19 protein-coding genes are annotated in these 20194 nt (G+C 68.9%); 13 read left to right on the forward strand and 6 right to left on the reverse strand.

Annotated elements, in window-relative coordinates:
• Nucleotides 1–48 precede the first annotated feature (48 nt).
• Nucleotides 49–2301 carry a heavy metal translocating P-type ATPase gene (locus ACYJSS_RS06015; RefSeq protein ID WP_236204619.1) on the reverse strand — a complete coding sequence of 751 codons (2253 nt, stop codon included), beginning with the start codon at nt 2299–2301 and terminating at the stop codon, nt 49–51.
• A 77-nt stretch (nt 2302–2378) separates the two neighbouring features.
• Here ACYJSS_RS06015 and cadR point away from each other — a divergent pair, with 77 nt between their 5' ends.
• Nucleotides 2379–2846, forward strand: a complete 468-nt coding sequence (gene cadR, locus ACYJSS_RS06020) for a Cd(II)/Pb(II)-responsive transcriptional regulator (protein ID WP_111262295.1) — start codon at nt 2379–2381, stop codon at nt 2844–2846.
• Nucleotides 2847–2968: 122 nt separating this feature from the next.
• On the opposite strand, the gene ACYJSS_RS06025 is transcribed toward cadR, so the two are convergent.
• From ACYJSS_RS06025 to ACYJSS_RS06035, 3 genes are all read right to left on the reverse strand, one after another.
• Nucleotides 2969–3706: a hypothetical protein gene (locus ACYJSS_RS06025; protein ID WP_111262294.1), complete on the reverse strand. Its 738-nt coding sequence runs from the start codon at nt 3704–3706 to the stop codon at nt 2969–2971.
• Nucleotides 3707–3840: 134 nt separating this feature from the next.
• A complete protein-coding gene (locus ACYJSS_RS06030) occupies nt 3841–4620 on the reverse strand; it encodes an OmpA family protein (RefSeq protein WP_111262293.1) in 780 nt (259 codons plus the stop codon).
• A gap of 41 nt (nt 4621–4661) precedes the next feature.
• Nucleotides 4662–5072, reverse strand: a complete 411-nt coding sequence (locus ACYJSS_RS06035) for a DUF4398 domain-containing protein (protein ID WP_111262292.1) — start codon at nt 5070–5072, stop codon at nt 4662–4664.
• Here ACYJSS_RS06035 and ACYJSS_RS06040 point away from each other — a divergent pair.
• The gene (locus tag ACYJSS_RS06040; protein ID WP_178082972.1) at nt 5017–5202 is read left to right on the forward strand and encodes a hypothetical protein; all 186 of its coding nucleotides are present in this window, start codon (nt 5017–5019) and stop codon (nt 5200–5202) included. The two genes, ACYJSS_RS06035 and ACYJSS_RS06040, sit on opposite strands and share 56 nt — an antisense overlap.
• A gap of 163 nt (nt 5203–5365) precedes the next feature.
• Here ACYJSS_RS06040 and ACYJSS_RS06045 read toward each other — a convergent pair whose 3' ends face one another.
• Entirely contained in the window at nt 5366–5710 is a 345-nt protein-coding gene (locus ACYJSS_RS06045; RefSeq protein ID WP_111262291.1) for a pilin assembly protein, read from the reverse strand.
• A 201-nt stretch (nt 5711–5911) separates the two neighbouring features.
• Here ACYJSS_RS06045 and ppc point away from each other — a divergent pair, with 201 nt between their 5' ends.
• From ppc to ACYJSS_RS06090, 9 genes are all read left to right on the forward strand, one after another.
• Nucleotides 5912–8548 (forward strand): phosphoenolpyruvate carboxylase, encoded by a 2637-nt coding sequence (gene ppc / locus ACYJSS_RS06050; RefSeq protein ID WP_111262290.1) that lies wholly within the window; start codon nt 5912–5914, stop codon nt 8546–8548.
• A 156-nt stretch (nt 8549–8704) separates the two neighbouring features.
• Nucleotides 8705–9352 carry an adenylate kinase gene (gene adk / locus ACYJSS_RS06055; RefSeq protein ID WP_111262289.1) on the forward strand — a complete coding sequence of 216 codons (648 nt, stop codon included), beginning with the start codon at nt 8705–8707 and terminating at the stop codon, nt 9350–9352.
• A gap of 88 nt (nt 9353–9440) precedes the next feature.
• Nucleotides 9441–10121, forward strand: coding sequence for a tRNA (adenosine(37)-N6)-threonylcarbamoyltransferase complex dimerization subunit type 1 TsaB (gene tsaB, locus ACYJSS_RS06060; RefSeq protein ID WP_111262288.1), 681 nt, complete (start codon nt 9441–9443; stop codon nt 10119–10121).
• A gap of 109 nt (nt 10122–10230) precedes the next feature.
• On the forward strand, nt 10231–10572 hold the full coding sequence (locus ACYJSS_RS06065; protein ID WP_111262287.1) for a hypothetical protein: 342 nt from the start codon (nt 10231–10233) through the stop codon (nt 10570–10572).
• Nucleotides 10572–11432 (forward strand): DUF72 domain-containing protein, encoded by an 861-nt coding sequence (locus ACYJSS_RS06070; RefSeq protein WP_111262286.1) that lies wholly within the window; start codon nt 10572–10574, stop codon nt 11430–11432. Before ACYJSS_RS06065 ends, ACYJSS_RS06070 begins: the two co-directional genes overlap by 1 nt.
• Before the next feature lie 61 nt (nt 11433–11493).
• Nucleotides 11494–12321, forward strand: a complete 828-nt coding sequence (locus ACYJSS_RS06075; protein ID WP_236204618.1) for an isocitrate lyase/PEP mutase family protein — start codon at nt 11494–11496, stop codon at nt 12319–12321.
• Between the two features lie 4 nt (nt 12322–12325).
• Nucleotides 12326–13021 (forward strand): extensin-like domain-containing protein, encoded by a 696-nt coding sequence (locus ACYJSS_RS06080; RefSeq protein WP_373875097.1) that lies wholly within the window; start codon nt 12326–12328, stop codon nt 13019–13021.
• Between the two features lie 71 nt (nt 13022–13092).
• On the forward strand, nt 13093–13875 hold the full coding sequence (locus tag ACYJSS_RS06085) for a class I SAM-dependent methyltransferase (RefSeq protein ID WP_236204616.1): 783 nt from the start codon (nt 13093–13095) through the stop codon (nt 13873–13875).
• 19 nt (nt 13876–13894) lie between these two features.
• Nucleotides 13895–15172 (forward strand): cytochrome P450, encoded by a 1278-nt coding sequence (locus ACYJSS_RS06090; protein ID WP_236204615.1) that lies wholly within the window; start codon nt 13895–13897, stop codon nt 15170–15172.
• On the opposite strand, the gene ACYJSS_RS06095 is transcribed toward ACYJSS_RS06090, so the two are convergent.
• Nucleotides 15150–15809 (reverse strand): TetR/AcrR family transcriptional regulator, encoded by a 660-nt coding sequence (locus tag ACYJSS_RS06095; protein ID WP_111262282.1) that lies wholly within the window; start codon nt 15807–15809, stop codon nt 15150–15152. The two genes, ACYJSS_RS06090 and ACYJSS_RS06095, sit on opposite strands and share 23 nt — an antisense overlap.
• Nucleotides 15810–15901: 92 nt before the next feature.
• Here ACYJSS_RS06095 and ACYJSS_RS06100 point away from each other — a divergent pair, with 92 nt between their 5' ends.
• Nucleotides 15902–17005: an efflux RND transporter periplasmic adaptor subunit gene (locus ACYJSS_RS06100; protein ID WP_111261701.1), complete on the forward strand. Its 1104-nt coding sequence runs from the start codon at nt 15902–15904 to the stop codon at nt 17003–17005.
• A gap of 6 nt (nt 17006–17011) precedes the next feature.
• A complete protein-coding gene (locus ACYJSS_RS06105; RefSeq protein WP_236204614.1) occupies nt 17012–20083 on the forward strand; it encodes an efflux RND transporter permease subunit in 3072 nt (1023 codons plus the stop codon).
• Nucleotides 20084–20194 lie beyond the last annotated feature (111 nt).

The following is a 20194-nucleotide window of genomic DNA, read 5'->3' on the forward strand; positions in this document are numbered from 1 at the left end:
TGTAGGGGCGACTTCAGTCGCCAAGCGGCGCGCAGCGCCGCCATTCGCTCACCGCGCCCCGCGCAGCAACCGCAACCCGTTGAACACCACCAGCAGGCTGGCGCCCATGTCGGCGAACACGGCCATCCACAGGGTGCCCATGCCGGCCAGGGTGAGGGCGAGGAACAGCGCCTTGATGCCCAGCGCCAGGACGATGTTCTGCACCAGTACCGCATGGGTGCGGCGCGAGAGGCGGATAAACAGCGGCAGCTTGCGCAGGTCGTCGTCCATCAGCGCCACGCCGGCGGTCTCGATGGCGGTGTCGGTGCCGGCGGCACCCATGGCGAAACCGATGTCGGCACGGGCCAGGGCGGGGGCGTCGTTGATGCCGTCGCCGACCATGCCGATGCGCTGGCCGCCCTGCTGGCGCCGTTCCACTTCGCGCAGCTTGTCCTCGGGCAGCAGGTTGCCCAGGGCTTCGTCTATGCCCACCTGGGCGGCGATGGCGGCGGCGGTGTGCGGGTTGTCGCCGGTCAGCATCAGGGTGCGTACGCCCAGTCCGTGCAGCTCGGCCACCGCCTCGCGGCTGGTCTCGCGCACGCCGTCGGCCACCGCGAACAGCGCCAGCGGGCCTTCGGCGTCGAGCAGGACGATGGCGGTCTTGCCTTCGCGCTCGAGACTATCCAGGCGCATTTCCAGCGTCGTCGAGCACAGGCCCAGTTCTTCCACCAGGCGGTGGTTGCCGAGGTGGTAGGGCCGGCCATCGATCACGCCCCTGACCCCGCGCCCCGGCAGCGCGGCCAGCTCGTCGACGCTATACAGGGCGATGCCGTCGGCTTCCGCCGCGCGGGCCAGGGCCTGCGACACCGGGTGGTCCGAGCGCGCGGCGAGGCTGGCGGCCAGGGCGCGCGCCTCATCGGCGCTGCCCTCGCGCAGGGGCACATAGTCGGTCTGCTGCGGGCGGCCTTCGGTGAGGGTGCCGGTCTTGTCGAGGGCGACCCAGGCCAGCTGGCGGCCCATTTCCAGGTACGCGCCGCCCTTGACCAGCACGCCACGGCGCGCGGCGGCGGCCAGGCCGCTGACCAGGGTCACCGGGGTGGAGATCACCAGGGCGCAGGGGCAGGCGATCACCAGCAGCACCAGGGCGCGGTACACCCAGTCGAGCCAGGCGCCCTGCATCAGCAGTGGCGGCAGCACGGCGGTGAGCAACGCCAGGACGAACACCGTGGGCGTGTAGATGCGCGAGAAGCCGTCGACGAAGCGCTGGGTCGGCGCGCGGGTGCCCTGGGCCTCTTCCACCGCGTGGATGATGCGCGCCAGGGTGCTGTCGTTGGCGGCACGGGTGACGCGGTATTCCAGCTCGCCTTCACCATTGATGGTGCCGGCGAACAGCGGGTCGCCCGGCTCCTTGTCCACCGGCAGGCTCTCGCCGGTGATGGGTGCCTGGTTGACACCCGAGCGCCCCACTAAGAGCTCGCCGTCCAGGGCGATGCGCTCGCCGGGGCGCACGCGCACCCGGGCATCGGGGCGCACCTCGCTGGCCGGCATCTCGCGCCACTGGCCGTCCACCTGCACGGTGGCCTGCTGCGGGGCCAGGTCCAGCAGGCCACGGATGGCGTTGCGCGCGCGGTCCAGCGACTTGGCCTCGATCAGTTCGGCGAGGGCGAAGAGCACGCTGACCATGGCCGCCTCGGGCCACTGGCCGATGAGCAGGGCGCCGGTCACGGCGATGCTCATCAGGGCGTTGATGTTGAGGTTGCGGTTCTTCAGGGCGATCCAGCCCTTGCGGTAGGTGGACAGGCCGGCGGTGGCGATGGCCAGCAGCGCCAGGCCGGCCTCCAGCCACACGGGCCCGAAGCCGAACCATTCGCAGGCCTCGGCGGCCAGTGCGGCGACGCCGGCCAGGGCCAGCGGCCACCAGGGTTTGTCGGCGGCCCTGGCAGGCGGTGTGGCGGTGTCCAGCGGTTCGGCCTGCATGCCCAGTTGGGCCACCAGCCTCTGCAGCGGCGCCAGCTCGACGAAGCGGTGCTGCACTTTCAGCAGGCGTTGCATCAGGTTGAATTCCAGCGCCTCGATGGCCGCGACCTTGCCGAGTGCGTCACGCAGCAGGCGCTCCTCGGTGGGGCAGTCCATGGCCTCGATGCGCAGGCTGCTCCAGCGCAGCTCGCCGAGCGGTGCATCGCTCGCGTCCTCCACACCGGCGGGCTGCGCGCGAACATGGCCATGATCGTGCCCATGCCCATGCCCATGCCCATGTTCGTGCCGCGCCGGGCTTCCGGCCAGGCTCGAATGGTCGTGGTTGCAGCAGTTGTCCTTGCTCATCGCGGGACTCCATTGACGGGAATGGCGCTCATTGCACACCCTGTAGCAACTACAGAGTCAAGCAGAGGAAGGGAACGATGAAGATCGGCGAACTGGCGCGACTGACCGATTGCCCGGTGGAAACCATCCGCTACTACGAACGCGAAGGCCTGCTGCCCGAGCCTTCGCGCAGCGAGGGCAACTACCGCCAGTACACCTATGCGCATGTCGAGCGCCTGGCCTTCATCCGCCATTGCCGTTCGCTGGACATGACCCAGCAGGAGATCCGCGAATTGCTGCGCCTGCGCGACAGCCCGGAGGCGGACTGCACCGCCGCCAATCGCCTGATCGACGAGCATATCCACCATGTGGAGGTGCGCATCGCCGAGCTGCGTTCGCTGCAGGAACAACTGCGCCAGCTGCGTGCCCATTGCCAGACCGCCGGCAGCAGCGAGTCCTGCGGCATCCTCCGCGAACTGGAGCAGCCGGCGCCGCCGAGCATGATCGCCGACTCCTGCGCCGAGGCGGGGCACCTGCATGTGCCGGGGGCGCACAAGCGGCATTGAGGGGGCGGCGTTTCATCTGCAACGGTGTGCCGTTCTCGGCTCCGCCTGGTGGATGAGAAGAGCGTCATCCACCCGTCACAGCGGTCATGTCCGTGCGATGCGCAGCGCCGCCATCCTGCGGGCTACCGGGCTTCGAACGCGAAGGGATTCTGCGGGTCGGGGAACTGCAGGCGGTGGTGTTCCGCAGGGGTCTTGCTGCCGGGTTGCAGGTAGTCCACCCGCAGGCCAATCGGCTCGTTGTCGATCGTCTCTTCCAGGTAGGCATTGCTCGGGTAGAGGACGCCGCCTTCGGGGGCTTCGCGCACTGCCGCGCAGGAGGCGAACAGGGGCGGCAGGTTGTAGAGCGTCTGCCCCTGCACCAGCAGCACCTGGGTGTAGCGATCGGCACGGCCGCTGCCCTTGGCCGGCAGCTCCAGGCAGAAGGATTCGCCGTTGCGCCAGGCGGTGATGCTGTAGAGCCCCTCCGGGTCGATCGAGGCGCCGGCCTGCCAATCGGTCGGGGCGAGGTCGGTGACAGCTGCCAGGGTCCAGTGGCGCTCGCCGATGTCCAGGCGCTGGCCGTCGAAGGCGATCTCGGGCATGCCCGCCGGCGGCTCGCCTTCCAGCGCTCCGGGCGCGCTCCAACGCTCGGAGTCGTAGCGCTTCACCGCTGCCGCCATGGCGTTGACCCACAGGCACTGCTGCGCCTCGGTGCAGGCCAGGGACAGCTCGCTGCCGGCCCCTTCGAACAGGTTGCCACCCAGTGACCGGTAGAAGGCTTCATAGCCGTCGAAGCGCGCAGGCTCGGCCTGCGCCAACAGGGGCAGGGCGGTGCAGAAGGCGACTGCCAGAACCTGGCGTGAGAGGGCGAATGACGGCATGTTCCCTGGTCTCCGGGGGCGCGATGGCATGCATCCTAGCGAGGCGGCCGGTTTTGCGGGAGCGCTGATCGGCGCACCGCCAAGTCGCGCACAAAAAAGCCCGCCTGGCGGCGGGCTTTTCCGTTGGCGATGGATCAGAGCGCGGTGCGCGGGGCGACCGGGCCGGGGCCGTTGGCGATGGTCACTTCCACGCGGCGGTTCAGCGAGCGGGACGAGGCGGTGTCATTGCTGGCCACCGGATAGTCCTTGCCGAAACCGTGGGTGGTGACGCGCGCCGGGCTCACGCCCATGGCCACCAGGGCGCGACGCACCGAGTCGGCGCGGGCCTGGGACAGGCGCAGGTTGTGGTCGACGGTGCCGGTGTTGTCGGTGAAGCCTTCCACCACCACCTGGCGATCCGGGTTCTGCACCAGGAAGTTGCCCAGCTGCTGGACGTTGCTCATGCCGTTGGGGGTCAGCTCGGCACGGTCGACTTCGAACAGCACGTCGCCCAGGGTCACCACTTGGCCACGGTCGGTCTGCTTGGCCTTGAGCTGGTTGACCAGCACGTCCACCTGCTGGTTGCGGGCATCCAGCTGGGCTTGCGTGCGCTGGGCCGGCGCGTTGGCCAGGGCCTCTTCGGCGGCCTTCTGCTTGATGGTCTGGCGGGCCAGTTCGACACGCTGGTTGGTGAGGTAGGCGAGCTGGTCGACCTGCACCTGGTCCTGCTTGTCGGCGTAGGCCTGCTCGGCACGGCTGAGCATGTCGCCGGCTTCCTTGGTTTCCAGCGCGGCCAGGGTGCTGGCTTGCGGCTCGGCCTGCAGCTCGGAGTAGTTGCTGCGTGCCTGGTCAAGGTTGGGGTTGGGCTTGGAGGCGCAGGCCACCAGCGCCAGGCTGAGTACGGAGAGGGCGGAAACTGTGATCAGCTTGTTCATGACGGATCATCCTTATCGATGCGGAAAGAGGGCGGCGCGGATCACTGCAGAATGATCGGCTGGCGCGAGCCTTCCTCGCGAATCTGCTGGACGCCTTTCTGGGCATCCTCCAGGGTTTTCTGGGCCTTGGTGGCCAGGGCCTTGCGCTCGGCGACACGGGCGTCCCACTCGGCCTGCTCGGCGATGCGGCGGGCTTCGTCGTAACGCTCTTCACGCAGCAGGTTCTCGGCCTGGGCCAGTTTGTCCTGGGCGGTCTTCATCTCGACCGGCGCGTATTGCGGGGCACCCGCACTGACGGCGCTCTTGACCACGGTGTTGGTCACGGCGAACTGCTCGGTGGGCGGATTGCCGGCGCAACCGGCGAGCAGCACGGTGCCGCCTGCGACCAGGGCGGTCATGACTGTTCTGCGAATCATTACAGCAGGGCTTGTCTTCATGATGTTCAGCTCCATTGGAAATACCACGCCATTTCGTTTCTCATGGCAACTTGCCTACCAGATGCATGCTTGTGACCGCTATATCGACGATTTTCCGCCAAAAATTCGCCGATCAATGGTTGATGCGCTGGCTTGCCTTTTGTGACAGGGGGGCTTTCGGAAATGTTCAATAAAATTTACGCAAAAAGGCTGAAAGCCCCGCCGTGCAAGGCCTGCGGCAGGGAGGTTCGGTGTGGGAGATGCGCGCTCGCGAAGGGGCGAGGGAGCAGGCTGAAGCGGCCCCCGTTGCGGGGGCCGGCTCGGGACGGTCAGTGCTCGATGCTGCTCTGCTGCTGCTCGAGCAGTCGCAGGTGCTTGCGAGAAAGGGCGAGGAAGCGTGGCGTGGGGCCGATGTCCTCGAAGAGCGGGTCGCCCTGCTCGTCGGTCGCCACCACCTGGCTGCCCTTGACATAGGGCAGGCTGGCCTCGAGTTCTTCGAGGGCGGAACCGAGCAGTTCACCCAGCAGTTCCTCGATGCTGCGCTTGGGGTACATCTCGTTGAGGGCGGCGAGTCGCGCCGCGGATTCCACGTCCAGGTGGATGTTGTAGCGGCTGCGGGTCAGGCGGCCCTTGGCGTTGCTTTCCCAATGGCGGATCAGTTCGCGGATCTTCATGGTCACCTCGTGCCGGGCCCGCTCGTGGCGGGCATCTGCTGGAGGTCGGCGGCGCGGGCCGTCGGCCGGCGGGCACTTCTGGCGCCCGCCTGTTTCCAGCCTAGCTCGCCGGGAGCCGGGCAGCGACATGGCGTCGCACCCTTGTAAGTCGATGGCGCGCTCGGCACTCTGGACGCTCGACTTCTCTCTGGGGAGCCTGTCATGGCGGAAATCGACGCACGCCTGCGCGAAGACGTTCACCTGCTCGGCGAATTGCTGGGCAACACCATCCGCGCCCAGCAGGGCGAGGCCTTCCTGGACAAGATCGAGCGCATCCGCAAGGGCGCCAAGGCGGCCCGCAAGGGCTCGCGGCAGGGTGAGCAACAGCTCAACGAGGCGCTCGACGGGCTCACGGCCGACGAACTGCTGCCGGTGGCCCGCGCCTTCAACCAGTTCCTCAACCTGGCCAACATCGCCGAGCAGTACCACCGCATCCGTCGGCGCGGGCCGCAGGAGCCCGAACTCTTCGAGAACCGCGTGCTGCCCGAGCTGTTGCAGCGCCTGGGCGCCGCCGGCCATTCGCCGGAGCAGCTGGCACGGCAGGTGGCGCGGCTGGACATCGAGCTGGTGCTGACCGCGCATCCGACCGAGGTGGCGCGGCGCACGCTGATCCAGAAATACGACGCCATGGCCGCGCAGCTGGCGGCCCAGGATCACGGCGACCTCAGCGAGGGCGAGCGGGCACGGGTGCGTACCGCGCTGGAGCGGCTGATCGCCGAGGCCTGGTTCACCGACGAGATCCGCCGCAGCCGGCCGACGCCGGTGGACGAAGCCAAGTGGGGCTTCGCGGTGATCGAGCATTCCCTCTGGCAGGCGCTGCCGGAATTCCTCCGCCAGACCGACCGCGCGCTGTTCGCCGCCACCGGCCTGCACCTGCCGCTCACTGCTGCACCGGTGCGCTTCGCCTCGTGGATGGGCGGTGATCGTGACGGCAACCCCAACGTCACCGCGGCGGTGAGCCGCGAAGTGCTGCTGCTGGCGCGCTGGATGGCTGCCGACCTCTACCTGCGCGATGTCGACCACCTGGCCGCCGAGCTGTCCATGCACCAGGCCAGTGATGAGTTGCGCGTACGCGTGGGCGTGCATCCGGAGCCCTATCGCGCCCTGCTCAAGCAGCTGCGCGAACGCCTGCGGGCAACTCGCGCCTGGGCCCAGGCGGCGTTGCAGGGCGAGGTGGCGCCCGGCCCCGAGGTGCTGCAGGACAACCAGCAACTGCTCGAACCCCTGGAACTCTGCTACCACTCGCTGCACGCCTGTGGCATGGGCGTGATCGCCGACGGCGCCTTGCTCGACTGCCTGCGCCGGGCGGCGTGCTTCGGGCTGTTCCTGGTCCGCCTCGACGTGCGCCAGGACTCCGCCCGCCACCGCGCGGCCCTGGCGGAGATCACCGACTACCTCGGCCTGGGCGACTACGCCGCCTGGGATGAGGACGCACGGCTGGCCTTCCTCCAGCGCGAGCTGGACAACCGCCGGCCACTGCTGCCGCCGCATTTCCGGCCGTCCGCCGACACCGCCGAAGTGCTCGCCACCTGCCGCGTGGTCGCCGCGGCGCCAGCGGCGTCCCTGGGCTCCTACGTCATCTCCATGGCCGGCGCGCCGTCCGACGTGCTGGCCGTACAGCTGCTGCTGAAGGAGGCGGGGCTGCAACGGCCGATCCGCGTGGTGCCGCTGTTCGAGACCCTCGCTGACCTGGACAACGCCGCACCGGCCATCGAGCGGCTGCTCGGGCTGCCCGGCTACCGCTCGCGCCTGCACGGCCCGCAGGAAGTGATGATCGGCTACTCCGATTCGGCCAAGGACGCCGGCACCACGGCCGCCGCCTGGGCCCAGTACCGCGCGCAGGAGGCGCTGGTGGAAACCTGCCGCCGGCACCAGGTCGAGCTGCTGCTCTTCCATGGCCGTGGCGGCACCGTCGGGCGCGGCGGCGGCCCGGCCCACGCGGCGATCCTGTCGCAACCCCCAGGCTCGGTGGCGGGGCGTTTCCGCACCACCGAGCAGGGCGAGATGATCCGCTTCAAGTTCGGCTTGCCGGACATCGCCGTGCAGAACCTCAACCTCTACCTGGCCGCCGTGCTGGAGGCGACCCTGTTGCCGCCGCCGCAACCCGAGCCCGCGTGGCGTGCGGCGATGGACCGCCTGGCCGGCGAAGGCGTGGCCGGCTACCGCGCGGTGGTGCGCGAGCACCCGCAATTCGTCGAGTACTTCCGCCAGGCCACGCCCGAGCAGGAGCTGGGGCGCCTGCCCCTGGGCAGCCGCCCGGCCAAGCGCCGCGCCGGCGGCGTGGAGAGCCTGCGGGCGATTCCCTGGATCTTCGCCTGGACCCAGACCCGGCTGATGTTGCCGGCCTGGCTGGGGTGGGAGCGTGCGTTGCGCAACGCGGTGGAGCGGGGCGAGATGGCGCTGCTGCAGGAGATGCGCGCGCACTGGCCGTTCTTCGCCACCCGTATCGACATGCTGGAAATGGTCCTGGCCAAGGCCGACGCCACCATCGCCGAACACTATGACAGGCGGCTGGTGGAAGAGCGGCTGCTGCCGCTGGGTGCGCATCTACGCGACCTATTGTCGCAGGCCTGTACGACCGTACTAGGCCTGACCGGCCAGTCCGAGCTGCTGGCGTCCAGCCCGGAGACCCGTGAGGCCATCAGCGTGCGCAACACCTACCTCGACCCGTTGCACCTGCTCCAGACGGAGCTTCTGGCCCGTTCCAGGCGCGCGGAAAACGCCGCCGAAGGCCCCTTGGAACAGGCGTTGCTGGTGAGTGTGGCGGGCATCGCGGCGGGGCTCAGGAACACCGGCTGAAGGGGCTTCTTATCCGACTTTCGGTGGCTTGTGCGGCATAGGGGTGCTGTGTATCTTGATCAACCTTTTGGCCGCTCAACGACGCCGAAACCCGATACTGAGATTGGCCCCAAGAGGCGAATCCGAGACTTCAAAACAATCTTGAGGAGCACATCGATGCGCGTGATTCTGCTGGGGGCGCCCGGTGCCGGAAAAGGTACCCAGGCTGGTTTCATCACCAAGAAATTCGCTATTCCGCAAATCTCCACCGGCGACATGCTGCGCGCAGCGGTCAAGGCGGGCACCGAGCTCGGCCTGAAGGCCAAGAGCGTGATGGATGCCGGCGGCCTGGTTTCCGATGACCTGATCATCAATCTGGTCAAGGAGCGCATCGCCCAACCCGACTGCGCCAACGGTTTCCTCTTCGACGGCTTCCCGCGCACCATCCCCCAGGCCGAAGCCCTGAAGGACGCCGGCGTCGCCATCGACCACGTGGTCGAGATCGCCGTGGACGACGAAGAGATCGTCGGCCGCATCGCCGGTCGCCGCGTGCACCCGGCCTCGGGTCGCGTCTACCACACCGAGCACAACCCGCCCAAGGTCGCCGGCAAGGACGACGAAACCGGCGAGGACCTGATCCAGCGCGACGACGACAAGGAAGAGACCGTGCGTCATCGCCTGTCCGTCTACCACTCGCAGACCAAGCCGCTGGTGGACTTCTACCAGAAGCTGTCGGCCGCCCAGGGCACCCCGAAGTACAGCGCCATCGCTGGCGTGGGCAGCGTGGAAGAGATCACCGCCAAGGTGTTCGCCGCGCTTTCCTGATCGATCGACGATCGATTCGACCAACGGCCCGCTTGCGGGCCGTTGGCGTTTATAATGCGCGCCTTTTTCGACCCACCTGGATGCACCGATGACCACCTTGCTGGCCCTGGATACCGCCACCGAAGCCTGTTCCGTCGCCCTGCTGCATGACGGCCGCGTGCTCAGTCACTACGAGGTGATCCCGCGCCAGCATGCCCTGCGCCTGCTGCCGATGATCCAGGACCTGCTGGCCGAGGCCGGTGTCGGCCTGCCCGCCCTGGATGCCATCGCCTTCGGGCGTGGTCCCGGTGCCTTCACCGGCGTGCGCATCGCCGTGGGCGTGGTCCAGGGCCTGGCCTTCGCCCTCGACCGCCCGGTGCTGCCGGTTTCCAACCTCGCCGTGCTGGCCCAGCGTGCCCATCGCGAGCAGGGCGTCGCCCAGGTGGCCGCCGCCATCGACGCCCGGATGGACGAGGTCTATTGGGGCTGCTACCGCCTGGACGCCGGCGAGATGCGCCTGGCCGGCAGCGAGGCGGTGCTGCCGCCCGAGCGCGCGGCGCTGCCCCGCGACGCCCAGGGTGAGTGGTTCGGCGCCGGCACCGGCTGGGGCACCTTCGCCGCCCGCATCCCGGTGGCGGTCAGCGGCCAGGCGCCCGACCTGCTGCCCCACGCCCAGGACCTGCTGGCCCTGGCCGCCTTCGCCTGGGCCCGCGGCGAGGCGGTGGTGGCCGACGAAGCGCAGCCGGTTTACCTGCGCGACAACGTCGCCACGCCCAAGGCGCCCCGCTGAGCGGGCTGACCACCGGCAGTGCCGGGCGTCAGGGACGATTGAAAATCCCTGGATGTCCGGCTAGATTCCACCCCATTCGCCGATCCCTTTTCCTGCCTGACCTCCATTGATGCGCATCGACGGCTTCACCTCATCCATCTCGCTGGATCGCAGCCCCCGCCAGGGCAGCGCGAACACGGCTTTCCGCGAGGTGCAGCGTGAGGTCGAGAGCCGACGCGACGTGCCGGCCACCCCGGCCAGCACCCAGGGCTTCGAGCAGACCGCCCAGCCGCGCAAGGTCGAGGCCAGCAACGCCAGCAGCAACAGCCTGCCGGCCCGCCCGCAGGACATCGTGCAGCAACGCAACCTGAGCAACCGCGCCTACCAGGCCATGGCCAGCTACGCCTCCACCGCCAGCTTCGCGTCGGAGACCGACGCGCCGGAAGTGCTCGGGCTCGATCTCTACGCCTGATGCTGCCGTACTTCCTCGGCTGCCCGTCCTGGAACGAGCCCGCCTGGCGCGGCAGCTTCTATCCCGCCGACGTGCGCCCCGCCGATACCCTCGAACACTACGCCCGCGTGTTCAACGCGGTGGAAGGCAACACCACCTTCTACGCCAGGCCCTCCGCCGCCACGCTGCAGCTGTGGGCCGAACGCATGCCCGGGCAGTTCCGCTTCTGCGCCAAGCTCCCCCGTGACATCAGCCACGAGGGCGACCTGCGCGAGCGCATCGGCGCCACCGGTGAGTTCCTGCGGCTGCTCGAACCCCTGGGCGCACGCGTGGCACCGCTCTGGCTGCAGCTGCCGGCGAGCTTCGGGCCGCAGCGCCTGGGTGAGCTGGCGGACTGGCTGGACACCTTTTCCCACCGCGCCATCGCCGTGGAGGTGCGCAACGCCGCGTTCTTCGCCCGGGGCGAGGAGGAGAAGGCCCTCAACCGCCTGCTCCACGAGCGCGGGGTGGAGCGCATCTGCCTGGACTCGCGGGCCCTGTTCGCCTGCGACTCCGACGACCCGGCGGTGCTCCACGCGCAATCGAAGAAGCCCCGCGTACCGGTGCGCCCGACCGCTTTCAGCGCCTCCCCCCAGGTGCGCTTCATCGGTGGTCCGGACCTCGACGCCAACCAGCGCTACCTCGACCCCTGGCTGGACAAGGTGGCCGACTGGATAGGCGAGGGCCTGGTGCCCCATGTCTTCCTGCACACCCCCGACAACCACCTCGCCGCCGCCCAGGCGCAGCGCTTCCATGCCGGGCTGATGAGCCGCCTGCCGGGCCTGCCGGCATTGGCCGAGAGCGCCTTCGAGGCGGAATCGACGCAACTCCACCTGCTCTGACGCTGTCACTTTCCCCAGGGCGCGGGTTAAGGTCGGGCCTTTGCAACGAGGGAGTGATGCCATGCCGAACCAGGCCCAACGTGCCGAAACCTTCCGCGCCCTGCACCAGGGCGATGGACTTCTCGTCTTGCCGAACCCCTGGGATGCCGGGTCGGCGAAGATGCTCGCCGCCCTGGGCTGCCGTGCCCTGGCCACCACCAGTGCCGGGCTGGCCTTCTCCCTGGGCCGGCGTGACGCCGAAGGCGCGGTGAGCCGCGAGGAGGCGCTGGCCAACGCCCGCGCCATCGTCGAAGCCACGCCGCTGCCGGTGGCCGCGGACCTTGAGAACGGCTATGGCGACAGCCCCGAAGCCTGCGCCGAGACCCTCCGCCTCGCCGCCGAGGTCGGGCTGGTGGGTGGCTCGATCGAGGACGCCAGCGGCTGTTCCGATGCCCCCATCTACCCCTTCGAACTGGCCGTCGAACGCGTCCGTGCCTCGGTGGAAGCGGCGCGCCGCCTGCCGTTCCCCTTCACCTTCGCCGCCCGTGCGGAGAATTTCCTCCACGGCCGGCCCGACCTCGACGACACCATCCGCCGCCTGGTGGCCTATGCCGAGGCCGGCGCCGATGTGCTCTATGCGCCGGGGCTGACCACTCGCGAGCAGATCATTGAAGTGGTACGCGCGGTGGCGCCCAAGCCGGTCAACCTGCTGGTGGGGTCGCCCGCCTTGAAGGTGGGCCTGGCGGAGCTGGCCGAGCTCGGCGTCAAGCGCGTCAGCCTGGGCTCCAACCTGGCGCGGGTCGCCTACGGGGCGTTCTTCCGCGCAGCGGAGGACCTGCTCTGCGGTGATCTCACGGCCACCCAGCGGGCGATGCCCTTCGACCGCATCAACGACCTGTTCAAGGGCTGAACGGGTGCGCGTGCGCCGGCTGATCCCCTGGCTGGTCCTGCTGCTGGTGCTCGGCGCGCCGCTGGCGGTGTACCAGAAGTGGGTGACGCCGCCGCCACGCTGGGACCCCTGGGCGCCACTGGATGTGCGCGACGAACCCAACCTGCTGACATCCTTCAAGCTGATGCGCCTGCAGGCCGACCCGGCGCTGTGCCGGCTGGCGTTGCAGACCTCCAGCCTGAAGTACGTGGCACTGCCGGACAGCTCGCCGGCAGTCGGTTGCCCCATCGAGAACAGCGTGCGCGTCAGCGGCTCCGGGCTGGCCTTCAGCAGCAGCTTCATCGCCACCTGCGAGGTGGCCGTGGCCTTCGCCCTGTTCGAACGCCACGGACTGCAACCCGTCGCCCGTGAACTCTACGGTCAGCCGGTGGCGCGCATCGATCACCTGGGCAGCTTCGCCTGCCGCAACATCGGCGGCACCCAGCGTCGCAGCCAGCATGCCTCGGCCAACGCGCTGGACATCGCCGGCTTCCGCCTGGCCGATGGCAGGCGCATCAGCGTGGCCCGCGACTGGGCCGGCGACGACACCGAGGCGCGCTTCCTGCGGCGGGTGCGCGACGCCGCCTGCGAGCACTTCAACACCACCCTGGGGCCGGACTACAACGCTGCCCACCAGGATCACTTCCATGTCGACATGGGCCTCTTGCGCATGTGCCGCTGAGTGCCGTGCACGGGCGCCTGGCGCTGGGCTCTGGCAAAATGCCGCCCATCTTGGAACAACGGATTCGATCGATGAGCGATGAGCGGGAACAGGCCCGGGTGCGTGTCGACGCGCTGGCGCCGCAGCACCAGGCGCGTGCTGCCGAGTGGGCGGCACGGCTCGGGCTGCCCCAGGACGGCGAGGCGGATTTCGCCCTGCAGCTGGGGGACGAGGGTCTGCAACTGGTGGACCTGTCGCCCCAGGCGCCGGGCCCGGTGCGGGTCGACTTCGTCGAGGGCGCGGCGGCCCATCGTCGCCAGTTCGGCGGTGGCGCCGGGCAGATGATCGCCAAGGCGGTGGGCGTGCAGCCGGGCATCCGCCCGCAGGTGCTGGACGCCACCGCCGGGCTCGGTCGCGACGCCTTCGTGCTCGCCAGCCTGGGCTGCGAGATGGACCTGATCGAGCGTCAGCCCCTGGTCGCCGCACTGCTGGAAGATGGCCTGGTCCGCGCCTGCGACGATGCCGAGGTGGTCGCCATCGCCGCCCGCATGCGCCTGCACACCGGCAACGCCATCGAGCTGATGCAGGGCTGGCAGGGCGAGGCGCCCCAGGTGATCTACCTCGACCCGATGTTCCCGCACCGCGACAAGAGCGCGCTGGTGAAGAAGGAAATGCGCCTGTTCCGCCCGCTGGTGGGGGACGACCTGGACGCCCCGGCCCTGCTCGCCGCCGCCCTGGCGCTTGCGACCCACCGGGTGGTGGTGAAGCGCCCGCGCAAGGCGCCGATCATCGAGGGCACCAAGCCCGGCTATGCGCTGGAGGGCAAGTCCAGCCGCTACGACATCTATCCGAAGAAGGCCCTGAGCAAGGGCTGATCGCAAGGGAAGGGACTCCATGGACGACGCCATCCGCTGCCCCATCCGCCGCACCCTCGCGCACCTGCCCTGGGTCGGCGACGACCGCGCCGGCGCCCGCCACTGGCTGGCGATGCAGCGCGACCCGCTGGCCTGGCTGCAGAAGGTGCACGCCGAGCAGCCGGACATGGCGGTCACGCGCATGGGGCTGAGCCGGCTCTGGTGCCTGTTCCACCCCCGGGCGGTACAGGAGCTGATGGTCGACCACCGCGAACACCTCAAGCGCTGGGAACCCAGCCTGTGCATGATGCGCCAGTGGAACGGGCGCAGCTTCATGATGCGCGAGGGCGAGCCGGCCCGTGAAAGGCGCAAGGAGGTGCGACCGCATATCGCCGCACCGGCGCCGGCCGAGATCCTGCGCCTGGTGGAGCGCTGGGGGGAAGGCATCGAGGATGGCGCCGAGCGTGATCTCGACCTGGAGATGGCCGCCTACAGCGTCACCCTCACCGGCCGGGCGCTCTTCGGTATCGACCTGGAGAACGACGCCTTCCGCGTGGCCCGCGCGGTGCGCCTGTTGTCACGGGTGGCGCTGCTGGAAACCAGTACCGGCATCCCGCTCGGGCACTGGTTCCCCAGCAAGCTGTGCCCGCGCAAGCGCTGGGCGCTGACGCAGCTGCAGGAGGTGGTGGGGCGCTGCGCTGACGAATCGCGCCGTCCGCTGGCGGTACATCGCGACGAACTGGCCACGCTGCTGATGGCGGGGCACCAGTCCACCGGCGCGACCCTGACCTGGGTGCAACTGCTGCTGGCGCAGCACCCGGCGGTGCGCGAGGCGCTGCGGGGCGAACTGAAGGGGGTGGACTGGAGCCGGGTGCAGGGCATGGCCGACCTGCGCCAGTGCCCGCTGCTGCGGGCGGTGATCCAGGAGAGCCTGCGCCTCTACCCGCCGGCCTATGGGCTGGTGCCCCGGCAGCTCACGGCGGATGTGGAGGTGTTCGGCCAGGGCCTGAAGAAGGGCGACATCGTCATGCTGTCGAGCTGGATCACCCATCGCGACCCGCGCTGGTTCGAGGCGCCGCTGGAATTCCGCCCGCAGCGCTTCATCGAACCCTCGAGCTGGCCGAAGGGCGCCTACTTCCCCTTCGGGCTGGGGGACCGCGCCTGCCCGGGCACGGCGATGGCGATGATGGACCTGGCGGTGTCGCTGGCCTGGTGGGTCGAGCACTGGGACGTCGAGCCCCTCGGCCCGGTGGAGCCACAGGGCTGGTTCTCCCTGCGGCCCAGGCGCGCACGGGTCAGGTTCGTGCGGCGGGGGTGATCTCCGCGGCGTAGGCGCGGAGGAACAGGTCCACCACTTCCTGCACGTGCTGCTCGGCCTCCTCGCCCTCCAGCGGCGCGCCGCAGCCGATCAGCAGGCGGAAGTTCTGCCCGCCCTTGATCAGGCAGAAGAAGTGCTCGGCGGCGTTGATCGGCTTGTCGATGCGCAGCTTGCCGGCCTTGTCCGCCTGGATCAGCAGGCGCTCCATCTCATTGAGGATCTGCTGCGGGCCGGCATCGAAGAACAGCTTCGAGAGCTTCGGGTCCTGGTTGCCCAGGGTCACCATCAGCCGATGCAGCTCGATGGATTCGCTGCTGTTGATCAGGGCCTGGAAACCCATGCCGATGTTGCGTAGCACAGTTTCGATGGTCCCACCCAGGGGCAATTCGAACAGCAACTCCGGCAACTGCTCCATGCACTTGGCCTTCACCGCGGCGGAGAACAGCGTCTCCTTGTCGGTGAAATGGCTGTAAACGGTGAGTTTGGAGACCCCGGCCTCGGCGGCGATGGCGTCCATGCTGCTGCCGTCGTAACCCTTGCTGAGGAACAGCGACTTGGCCGCCTCGAGGATCGCCGCGCGCTTGGCGGGGTCCTTCGGGCGACCGGGGCCGCTGGCTGGTAAAGATTTGTCAGACATTCGCGTTTAAATACTGGACTGGTGAGTTTGCTATTTTTACTATACCCGGCAGTATAAATATTCCAACAGCACTTCGCGAAAGGTCATACACCATGTTCCGCCATGTCCTGCCCCTCGCTCTGCCTCTGACACTCTCTTTGCTCGTCGGTGCCTGCGGCAATGACGAGACCGTCCAGCAATCGATACGCCCGGCCATGGTGGTGCAACCGCAGCCCGCCGGCGACGCGATGGTGACCTACCCGGGCGAAGTGCGCGCCAGGCTGGAGCCGGAACTGGCCTTCCGCATCGGCGGCAAGATCACCCGCCGCCTGGTGGAGGTGGGCGACCGGGTCAAGGCCGAGCAGCCCCTGGCCGAGCTCGACCCGCAGGACGTGCGCCTGCAACTGGAGGCCTCGCGCGCCCAGGTCGCCGCCGCCGAGGCCAACCTCAAGCTGGTGCGTGCCGAGCGCGACCGCTACAAGACGCTGCTGGACCGCAAGCTGATCAGCCCCTCGCAGTTCGACAACGTCGAGAACCAGTACCGCTCAGGCGAGGCGCGGCTGAAACAGATCCAGGCCGAATACAACGTGGCCAGCAACCAGGCGGGCTACGCCGTGCTGCGCGCTTCGCAGAACGGCGTGATCGCCACCCGCCGCGCCGAGGTGGGCCAGGTGGTGGCGGCCGGGCAGACGGTCTTCACCCTTGCGGCCGACGGCGAGCGCGAAGTGCTGATCAGCCTGCCGGAACACGCCATCGACCGCTTCAAGATCGGCCAGCAGGTGGCCGTCGAACTCTGGTCGCAGCCCGACAAGCGCTTCCCCGGGCGCATCCGTGAACTCTCGCCGGCCGCCGACCAGCAGTCGCGCACCTTCGCCGCGCGCATCGCCTTCACCGCCGGTGAGGTGCCCGCCGAGCTGGGCCAGAGCGCCCGCGTCTACATCCAGGCCAACGGCGAGGTGCCGCTCTCGGTGCCGCTCTCGGCGCTGACCGCCGAAGCCGGTGAACCCTACGTCTGGGTGGTGAACCCGGACAGCTCGAAGATCGAACGACGCCCCGTGCGCGTCGGCCCCTACGGCGAGGATCGTGTTCCGGTGCTCGAAGGCCTGAAGCCCGAGGACTGGGTGGTCGCCGCCGGTGTCCAGGTGCTGCGTGAAGGCCAGGAAGTCCGCCCCGTGGACCGCGCCAACCGCGCGGTGAAGCTGATCGCCAAGGAGTAGGGCCGAGTGAACTTCAACCTTTCCGCCTGGGCGCTGAAGAACCGTCAGATCGTCCTCTACATCATGCTGCTGCTGGGCATAGTCGGCGCCATCTCCTACACCAAGCTGGGGCAGAGCGAAGACCCGCCCTTCACCTTCAAGGCCATGGTGATCCGCACCAACTGGCCCGGCGCCAGCGCCGAGGAGGTTTCCCGCCAGGTCACCGAGCGCATCGAGAAGAAGCTCATGGAGACCGGCGAGTACGACAAGATCATTTCCTTCTCCCGCCCCGGCGAATCCCAGGTGACCTTCCTCGCGCGGGACTCGATGCACTCCAACGAGATCCCCGAGCTCTGGTACCAGGTGCGCAAGAAGGTCAGCGACATCCGCCATACCTTGCCCCAGGGCATCCAGGGGCCGTTCTTCAACGACGAGTTCGGCACCACCTTCGGCAACATCTATGCGCTGACCGGCGAGGGCTTCGACTACGCCGTGCTCAAGGACTACGCCGACCGCATCCAGCTGCAACTGCAGCGGGTCAAGGACGTGGGCAAGGTCGAGCTGCTCGGCCTGCAGGACGAGAAGATCTGGATCGAACTCTCCAACACCAAGGCCGCCACCCTCGGCCTGCCGCTGGCCGCCGTGCAGCAGGCGCTGGAGGAGCAGAACGCGGTGGCTGCCGCCGGCTTCTTCGAGACGGCCAGCGACCGCGTGCAGCTTCGCGTCAGCGGGCGCTTCGACTCGGTGAAGGAGATCCGCGACTTCCCCATCCGCGTGGGTGACCGCACCTTCCGCATCGGCGATGTCGCCGACGTGCACCGCGGCTTCAACGACCCGCCCGCGCCGCGCATGCGCTTCATGGGCGAGAACGCCATCGGCCTCGCGGTCTCGATGAAGGCGGGTGGCGACATCCTGATCCTCGGCCAGGCCCTGGAGGGCGAGTTCGCCCGTCTGCAGGAAACCCTCCCGGCCGGCATGCAGCTGCGCAAGGTCTCCGACCAGCCGGCGGCGGTGAAGACCGGCGTGGGCGAGTTCGTCCGCGTGCTCACCGAGGCGCTGATCATCGTGCTGCTGGTGAGCTTCTTCTCCCTGGGCCTGCGCACCGGCCTGGTGGTGGCGCTGTCGATCCCGCTGGTGCTGGCGATGACCTTCGCCGCCATGTACTACCTGGGCATCGGCCTGCACAAGATTTCCCTCGGCGCGCTGGTGCTCGCCCTGGGCCTCCTGGTGGACGATGCGATCATCGCGGTGGAGATGATGGCCATCAAGATGGAGCAGGGCTACGACCGGCTCAAGGCGGCCAGCTATGCCTGGACCAGCACGGCCTTCCCCATGCTCACCGGCACCCTGATCACCGCCGCCGGCTTCCTGCCCATCGCCACCGCGCAATCGGGCACCGGCGAGTACACCCGTTCGATCTTCCAGGTGGTGACCATCGCCCTGCTGGTGTCCTGGGTCGCCGCCGTGGTCTTCGTGCCCTACCTGGGTGACCGCCTGCTGCCGGACCTGGCTAAGCGCCACGCCGAGAAACACGGCGGCAGCGGCGCCCACGACCCCTACGCGACGCCCTTCTACCAGCGCGTGCGGCGCGTGGTGGAGTGGTGCGTGCGCCGGCGCAAGACGGTGATCGTCCTCACCCTGGTGGCCTTCGTCGCCGCCATCGCCCTGTTCCGCTTCGTGCCCCAGCAGTTCTTCCCGGCTTCCGGGCGCCTGGAGCTGATGGTCGACCTCAAGCTGGGCGAGGGCTCCTCGCTGAGCAACACCGAGGCCGAGGTGACGCGCCTGGAGAAGCTGATCAAGGAACACCCGGGCGTGGATAACTACGTGGCCTACGTGGGCACCGGTTCGCCGCGCTTCTACCTGCCGCTGGACCAGCAACTGCCGGCGGCGAGCTTCGCCCAGTTCGTGGTGCTGGCCAAGACCATCGAGGACCGCGAGGCCCTGCGCAGCTGGCTGATCCAGACCCTCAACGACGAGTTCCCTAGCCTGCGTACCCGTGTCTCGCGCCTGGAGAACGGCCCGCCCGTGGGCTATCCGGTGCAGTTCCGCGTGTCCGGCGAGCACATCGACGAGGTCCGCGCCTACGCGCGCAAGGTGGCCGACAAGGTGCGCGAGAACCCCCACGTGGTGAACGTGCACCTGGACTGGGAAGAGCCGAGCAAGGTGGTGCGCCTGAACATCGACCAGGACCGCGCCCGTGCCCTGGGCGTGAGCACCGCCGACCTGTCGCGCTTCCTGCAGAGCTCGCTCACCGGCTCCACGGTCAGCCAGTTCCGCGAGGACAACGAGCTGATCGACATCCTCCTGCGCGGCACCCCGCGCGAGCGCCAGGAGCTGGCGCTGCTGCCGAGCCTGGCGGTGCCCACCGACAGCGGCAAGAGCGTGCCCCTGTCGCAGATCGCCACCCTGGAGTACGGCTTCGAGGAAGGCATCATCTGGCACCGCAACCGCCTGCCGACGGTGACCGTGCGCGCCGACATCTACGACAAGTCGCTGCCGGCCAGCCTGGTGACGCAGATCATGCCGACCCTGGAGCCGATCCGCGCCGAACTGCCCGATGGCTACCTGCTGGACGTGGGCGGCACGGTGGAGGACTCCGCGCGCGGGCAGAAGTCGGTGAATGCCGGTGTGCCGCTGTTCATCGTCGTGGTGCTGACGCTGCTGATGCTGCAACTGAAAAGCTTCTCGCGCTCGGCGATGGTGTTCCTCACCGCGCCCCTGGGGCTGATCGGGGTGACCTTGTTCCTCCTGGTGTTCCGCCAGCCGTTCGGCTTCGTGGCCATGCTCGGCACCATCGCCCTGGCGGGGATGATCATGCGCAACTCGGTGATCCTGGTGGACCAGATCGAGCAGGACATCGCCGCCGGCCTGGACAAGTGGCACGCGATCATCGAAGCCACGGTGCGTCGCTTCCGACCCATCGTGCTCACCGCCCTGGCGGCGGTACTGGCGATGATCCCGCTGTCGCGCAGCGTGTTCTTCGGCCCCATGGCGGTGGCCATCATGGGCGGCCTGATCGTCGCCACCGCGCTGACCCTGCTGTTCCTGCCGGCGCTCTACGCGGCCTGGTTCCGGGTCAAGGAAGTGCCCAGGGCCTGACGGAAAGGCCATCCGCATGGGGTTCGCTGCGCTCTACCCATCCTACGGTTCCGACGGGCCGTAGGTTGGGCCGAGGTACGAAGCCCAACGTTGCGATGCCAGCCCCGGCAC

It is taken from the genome of Pseudomonas sp. No.21 (genome assembly GCF_054558415.1).

Excerpts from the sequence above, each read along its gene's own strand:
- ACYJSS_RS06045 (WP_111262291.1), bottom strand. The coding sequence starts at position 5,710 with ATGAAGATCCGCGAACTGATCCGCCATTGGGAAAGCAACGCCAAGGGC.
- ACYJSS_RS06075 (WP_236204618.1), top strand. The coding sequence starts at position 11,494 with ATGCCGAACCAGGCCCAACGTGCCGAAACCTTCCGCGCCCTGCACCAG.
- ACYJSS_RS06095 (WP_111262282.1), bottom strand. The coding sequence starts at position 15,809 with ATGTCTGACAAATCTTTACCAGCCAGCGGCCCCGGTCGCCCGAAGGAC.
- ppc (WP_111262290.1), top strand. The coding sequence starts at position 5,912 with ATGGCGGAAATCGACGCACGCCTGCGCGAAGACGTTCACCTGCTCGGC.
- ACYJSS_RS06025 (WP_111262294.1), bottom strand. The coding sequence starts at position 3,706 with ATGCCGTCATTCGCCCTCTCACGCCAGGTTCTGGCAGTCGCCTTCTGC.
- ACYJSS_RS06040 (WP_178082972.1), top strand. The coding sequence starts at position 5,017 with ATGACTGTTCTGCGAATCATTACAGCAGGGCTTGTCTTCATGATGTTC.
- tsaB (WP_111262288.1), top strand. The coding sequence starts at position 9,441 with ATGACCACCTTGCTGGCCCTGGATACCGCCACCGAAGCCTGTTCCGTC.
- ACYJSS_RS06065 (WP_111262287.1), top strand. The coding sequence starts at position 10,231 with ATGCGCATCGACGGCTTCACCTCATCCATCTCGCTGGATCGCAGCCCC.
- adk (WP_111262289.1), top strand. The coding sequence starts at position 8,705 with ATGCGCGTGATTCTGCTGGGGGCGCCCGGTGCCGGAAAAGGTACCCAG.
- ACYJSS_RS06100 (WP_111261701.1), top strand. The coding sequence starts at position 15,902 with ATGTTCCGCCATGTCCTGCCCCTCGCTCTGCCTCTGACACTCTCTTTG.
- ACYJSS_RS06015 (WP_236204619.1), bottom strand. The coding sequence starts at position 2,301 with ATGAGCAAGGACAACTGCTGCAACCACGACCATTCGAGCCTGGCCGGA.
- ACYJSS_RS06090 (WP_236204615.1), top strand. The coding sequence starts at position 13,895 with ATGGACGACGCCATCCGCTGCCCCATCCGCCGCACCCTCGCGCACCTG.
- ACYJSS_RS06035 (WP_111262292.1), bottom strand. The coding sequence starts at position 5,072 with ATGGAGCTGAACATCATGAAGACAAGCCCTGCTGTAATGATTCGCAGA.
- ACYJSS_RS06070 (WP_111262286.1), top strand. The coding sequence starts at position 10,572 with ATGCTGCCGTACTTCCTCGGCTGCCCGTCCTGGAACGAGCCCGCCTGG.
- ACYJSS_RS06085 (WP_236204616.1), top strand. The coding sequence starts at position 13,093 with ATGAGCGATGAGCGGGAACAGGCCCGGGTGCGTGTCGACGCGCTGGCG.
- cadR (WP_111262295.1), top strand. The coding sequence starts at position 2,379 with ATGAAGATCGGCGAACTGGCGCGACTGACCGATTGCCCGGTGGAAACC.
- ACYJSS_RS06030 (WP_111262293.1), bottom strand. The coding sequence starts at position 4,620 with ATGAACAAGCTGATCACAGTTTCCGCCCTCTCCGTACTCAGCCTGGCG.